This is a genomic window from Marinitenerispora sediminis (genome assembly GCF_003336425.1).
In the GTDB taxonomy this organism is placed as follows: Bacteria; Actinomycetota; Actinomycetes; order Streptosporangiales; family Streptosporangiaceae; genus Marinitenerispora; species Marinitenerispora sediminis.
Map to the genome: position 1 here is coordinate 1 of NZ_QEIO01000340.1, position 631 is coordinate 631.

Annotated in this window: 1 protein-coding gene; it reads right to left on the reverse strand. The window is 74.0% G+C overall.

Annotated elements, in window-relative coordinates; genetic code table 11:
• The coding region (locus tag DEF28_RS26685) for a Gfo/Idh/MocA family protein (RefSeq protein WP_199493582.1) at positions 1-501 on the reverse strand (501 nt) is incomplete at its 3' end.
• Between the last annotated feature and the right edge of the window lie 130 nt (positions 502-631).

Here is a 631-nt window from a genome sequence, read left to right on the forward strand (position 1 = left end):
GCCCACCCCCGCCTGGTAGCGGATGTCACCCGGCGGCCGCGGCGGAATCCCGAACTGGCTGCTGAACAACCGCACCTCACCCACCACCCCCGCCGCCAGCAGCCCGTCCACCTCCGCATGCTGCCCGTGGTGCAGGAACATGAAGCTCTCCGCCAGCAGCCGCCCCGCCGACACCGCCGCATCCACCGCCGCCCGCGCCTGCCCCGCGTCCAACGCCAGCGGCTTCTCCACCAACACGTGCTTGCCCGCCCGCAGCGCCGCCTCGATCCACTCCCCGTGCAGCGACGGCGGCAACGGCAGGTACACCGCCTCCACGTCGCCCCGCCCCAGCAGCTCCGCGTACCCGTGCACCGCCTCGCAGCCGAACTCCGCGGCCATCAACTCCGCCTTCGCCCGCTCCCGGCTCGCCACCGCCACCAACTCCACCCGCGGCTGCCGCAGCATCGCCGGCAGCATCCGCCGCCGCGCGATGCTCGCACACCCGAGCACACCGAACCGCACCGGCCGGAACCGTCCGTGGGAGCTCAAACTCGGCCCTCTCGCCAGGGAAAACCGCACGCAGCAGACGACACCGTGCCCCGGGACCCCGCCCCGGACCCCGCAGGCCCGAACAGTGACCCCGGTCACTCGC